Below are 5,016 nucleotides of genomic sequence, written 5' to 3'. Positions count from 1 at the left end.
TTATCCAGGGATTCATTTCTCTATTTGCTTGCCCCGGTCAATCGTTTTACTTATAGCAAGGATTGCACGGCACCTTTGACAGTTTTTTACAATGATACTTCAATTTTACCTGATACCTATTTTTGGAATTTTGGGGATGGTGCTACTTCCACATTGGCAGACCCTAATCATACCTATTCTGCTACCGGGCAATATACGGTAATACATACAGTGACAAATGCTACAACGGGTTGTTCAGATACCGATACGCTTTCCTTGACACTTACCAATACAAGTTCTTCATTTGTTGCCGTTACTCCTCGAACCGGTTGTGCACCTTTAAGTGTAACCTTTGATATAATCGGGTCGGGGATTATTGGTCGTACATGGACATTTGGTGATGGAACCACGAGTTCGGGAAGTGATCCTGTTCATGTTTATACTCAACCCGGAGTGTATAATGTTGGCTTAATTTTACGGTATAGTTCAGGTTGTATAGATACATTATTTGAGGCAGGTTATGTGGTTGTAAATGGACCACAAGCTACCTTTTCAGTAGATACTACTTTTTCATGTGATTCCGTTTTTGCGGTTTTTACGGGTAGTAGCACTTCGGCTATAACCAATTGGAGTTGGGATTTTGGAGATGGCAGTTCAGGAAATGGTCAAACTATCTCACACTCTTATTTGACTACCGGAGTCTTTCCGGTTGAATTAACTGTAACCGAGGTTTCAGGTTGTACTTCAACTGTTTCTCTGCCTAGTGCAGTTTCTATTTTGCCATTACCTTTCCCTGATTTTGAAGTAGATGATGAAAATCCTTGTCCAGGCCAGGAGATTAATTTTCATAGACTTTTTTCTGCTGCTGGATTGAGTGTTTCCTGGGATTTTGGAGATGGTTCAACTTCCAATCAGGCTAATAGTACACATGTTTATTCCTCTCCCGGAATTTACTCCGTGTCTGTTACGGTTACCAATGCCAATGGATGTTCTAAAACCAATACCTTATCTAATTTAATTCATATTGCCATTCCAACTGCCAATTTCTCTGCTGCACCAACTGTTGCCAATTGTCCACCTTTATTAGCAAGTTTTACAGACCAATCTTCTTCCGATGTGATTTCTTGGCAATGGGATTTTGGTGATGGTACAAATTCTGTGATCGAAAATCCCGGGCATTTGTATGTTGTAAGTGGTAATTTTCAAGTGGGCCTAGTGGTAACCAATGCGAATGGCTGCAAGGATTCATTACTTGTTGATAGCTTGATATCGGTTCGTGGACCTTATGGAAGTTTTACTTTTGGTCCGGATACCTTAGGTTGTCCACCATACCTCATAACCTTTACCGCAACGGCTTTTAATACCACTGATTATACTTGGGATTTTGGAGACGGTGAAGTTGGTAATGGTGCAACAATTACACATTTATTTCAGAATTTAGGGTCCTATTTGCCTAATTTATTGTTAGAGAATGCCAATACGGGTTGTTCTTTTACTATTGCCGCATCAGACTCTATTTCTATTTCACCTTTACCTGTATTTGCCGGTTTAGATCAAACTATTTGTTTAGGCGAGTCTGTTCAATTACAAGCTTCCGGTGGGACAGGTTATTTATGGGGGCCGAGTAACGGATTAAATAACGATACTTTATCCAATCCTTTGGCTAGCCCTAATCAAACCACAGATTATATTGTTACGGTTGTAAAGGGATTATGTTCAAATTCGGATACTGTTAGAGTTATCGTTAGACCTAATCCTTTAGCTGGATTTATTTCCGACTCTGTTTGTGAGGGTAATCTTACCAATTTCACCAATCTGTCTACCAATGACTCCTTAAGTTCAACATTTGCCTGGGATTTTGGAGGGAATTCAAGTACAGTAACAAATCCAACCTATTTATTTCCCGGATTTGGCACCTATCCGGTTCAATTAATAGTTTCGTCCAGCAATGGGTGTGTTGATACCATTAGGCAAAATGTAGTTGTACATGCTGTTCCAAGTTGGGATGCTATTGGACAGAATGTTTGTTTGAATCAGGCTGTGGATTTTTCTGGGGTAATCAATATAGGGCAGGGAGCTATTTCTGCAATTAATTGGGACTTTGGAGATGGTACTTCACAAACCAGTTTACATCCAATTCATACCTATTTACAAGCCGATACCTTTGGAGTTACTTCCATTGCAACTAGCGACCAAGGCTGCACAGATACCAGTAGACTTGATATTGTTATTTACCCGCTTCCTATGGCATCTTTTTCCATATTACCAGTTTGTTTGAGAGAAACCAGTACTTTTATAGATAGTTCAACCATAGCATCCGGAAATATTAATCAATGGAATTGGAGTTTTGGTGATGGAACTAGTTCAACACAACCCAATCCTTTGCATGTATACCAGCAGGATGGGACTTATGAGGTTACCTTGGTGGTTAATTCGGCCTTTGGTTGTTCAGATACCTTAGAGTTGGCTCATGTGATTCACCCTTTGCCTCAGGTACAATTTTCTGCCACCACGGATTCTTCCTGTTTTTCTCCGGTTCAGGTAAACTTTAATAATCAAACTACGGGAGCATCTCAATACATTTGGACTTATGGTAACGCTGACTCTAGCAATGGTTTTGCCGGTCAGGTTTTATATGATTCTGCAGGTAATTATCCGGTTCAACTAGTTGCTATTACTAATTTAGGCTGTAGGGATTCAATTGCAGCAATTTACTCTGTTTATCCAACGCCAATAGCTGATTTTTCCGTGGTAGATCCAATTGGCTGTGAACCATTTTTGGCTAATTTTAATAATACTAGTCAAAATGCCATAACCTATTCGTGGGGGTTTGGTGATGGACAAAATAGTTCTGAACAAGAACCATTTCATGTGTTTGAAACGGCAGGATTATATTCCATATCTCTCACTATTACCGGTCAGGGAGGGTGTCAGAATTCAGTATTTATGCCTGGTATGATCCAGGTATTACCAAGACCTTTTGCAGATTTTAATTATACTGTTCAAAGTGATCCCCAAATTGATGGAACTGTATTTTTTACTAATCAATCGGTTGACAATGTTTCAAGTAGTTGGAATCTGGGTGATGGATTTTTCTCTACAGAAAATGATAGCTTAGTTCATCAATATGAATTTTGGGGAAACAAAGATGTTTTGTTATTAATAACTGCGGCCAATGGTTGTACCGATACTATTGAGAAAACTGTAAGGATAGGTTTTTTTGGTGGTTTGTTTGTCCCCAATGCCTTGGTGCTTGGAGGTGATGGAGAATTTGGAATATTCCTTCCTAAGGGAAAAGGTTTAAAGGAATATAGACTAACAATTTGGGATGAATGGGGGAATTTAATTTTTGAAACTCAAAAGCTTGAAAATAGCATGCCTTCTGAAGGGTGGAACGGATACTATAAAGGTGAGCCGGTTCCATTGGACGCCTATTTTTGGAAAATTGAAGCTAGGTTTGAGAATGGCGAATATTGGATTGGAAAAGAGGTTGAACCCCGGTTGTATAAAGATGCCGGCACAGTAACTGTTATACGATAAATGCTAGCAGAACAAGAGCCAATTGTTGCCATTGCTACTGCCCCTGGCGCAGGTGCCATTGCTGTTATTCGAATCAGTGGCAAGGGGAGTTTGAACTTGGTTGATCAGGTTTTTGAAGGAAAAAGAAAATTAGCAGAAACAGCAGGTAATTCCATTGTTTATGGATTTATTAAAGATGGATTTGAGCGAATTGATGAAGTCTTAATAAGTGTTTTTCGTTCCCCATTTTCCTATACAGGCGAAGATACTGCTGAGATATCATGTCATGGTTCTGTCTTTATTCAAAAAAGGGTATTGGAATTGCTGATTGAAAAGGGAGCAAGAATGGCCGGTCCGGGAGAGTTTACGATGAGGGCATTTTTACATGGTAAGAAGGATTTGTTGCAGGCAGAGGCCGTAGCAGACTTGATTGCTGCAGAAAATCATGCGTCTCATCAGGTTGCAATGCATCAGATGCGAGGTGGATTTTCAGCTGATTTGGCCCAACTTCGAGATGATTTAGTTCATTTTGCTGCACTGATTGAATTGGAATTGGATTTTAGCCAAGAGGATGTGGAATTTGCAGATAGGCAGCAGTTGCAAAATGTGGTTAGTAAGATTAGGGTTGGTTTGGCAAAACTCTTGAGCTCTTTTAAAATGGGAAATGCCATAAAAAACGGAGTACCAGTTGCCATTGCAGGACAACCGAATGTTGGAAAGTCAACCTTGTTGAATGCCCTTTTGAATGAAGACCGAGCCATTGTCTCAGATATAGCCGGTACAACCAGAGATACCATAGAAGATGAGGTAATACTGGATGGAATTCGGTTTAGGTTCATTGATACGGCTGGGATTCGGAGCACAAGCGATTCGATTGAAAAGTTGGGTATTGAACGTAGTTTTGATAAAATAAGAAGTGCTACTTTGATAGTGGTATTGATTGATTTGACTCAATCCACTATGGTGCAAGTGAAGGATATTTGGCATGAAGTAAATGAAACAAAACGAAAGGATGCGGATTCCATTTTGGTTTTGAATAAGTCAGATCATCTTTCTCCTGATTCAATTTCTCAATTTTTGGAGGTGTTTCCTAAAGCATTGGTAATTTCAGCTAAGGCTAAGGTTGGTATTTCAGAGTTGGTTAAGACCATGGTACATTTGGTTGGAGAAAAGCCGGCTGCTGAACAAACGATTGTTACCAATGTTAGGCATTATGATTCGTTGTATAAGGCCGATCTAGCTTTAGAAGAAGTATTATCCGGTTTAAATAATCAGATTTCAGCAGATTTTGTTGCAATTGATATTCGTAAAGCACTTTATCATCTTGGTGAAATTACCGGAGTAGTGAGTACGGATGAGTTGTTAGGAAATATTTTCGGTAGATTCTGTATTGGAAAGTAACTATCTTTCCTTTGTTTCATAAATGCTTGTTTTTGTTGGGTTTTAGCTGATTTATCCTTCTCTTTTTTGTTGCCCAACTCTACTTTTTTACCTATATTTGTTGCCTAATTGTTGCCC

General features: G+C 39.4%; 2 protein-coding genes. Both read left to right on the top strand.

From position 1 onward, the window contains the following. The coding region (locus K1X82_14710) for a PKD domain-containing protein (GenBank protein MBX7183361.1) at nucleotides 1-3,519 on the top strand (3,519 nt) is incomplete at its 5' end. Beyond that, entirely contained in the window at nucleotides 3,520-4,899 is a 1,380-nt protein-coding gene (gene mnmE / locus K1X82_14705; GenBank protein ID MBX7183360.1) for a tRNA uridine-5-carboxymethylaminomethyl(34) synthesis GTPase MnmE, read from the top strand. It abuts the gene before it with no gap. The last annotated feature ends 117 nt before the right edge of the window (nucleotides 4,900-5,016 follow it).

It is taken from the genome of Bacteroidia bacterium, assembly GCA_019695265.1.
Lineage (GTDB): Bacteria > Bacteroidota > Bacteroidia > JAIBAJ01 > JAIBAJ01 > JAIBAJ01.
The sequence above is the reverse complement of the archived record's forward strand: the minus strand, read 5'-3'. Positions and strand labels throughout refer to the sequence as shown.

Coding starts and splice junctions, on each gene's coding strand:
- mnmE (MBX7183360.1), top strand. CDS start 3,520: ATGCTAGCAGAACAAGAGCCAATTGTTGCCATTGCTACTGCCCCTGGC.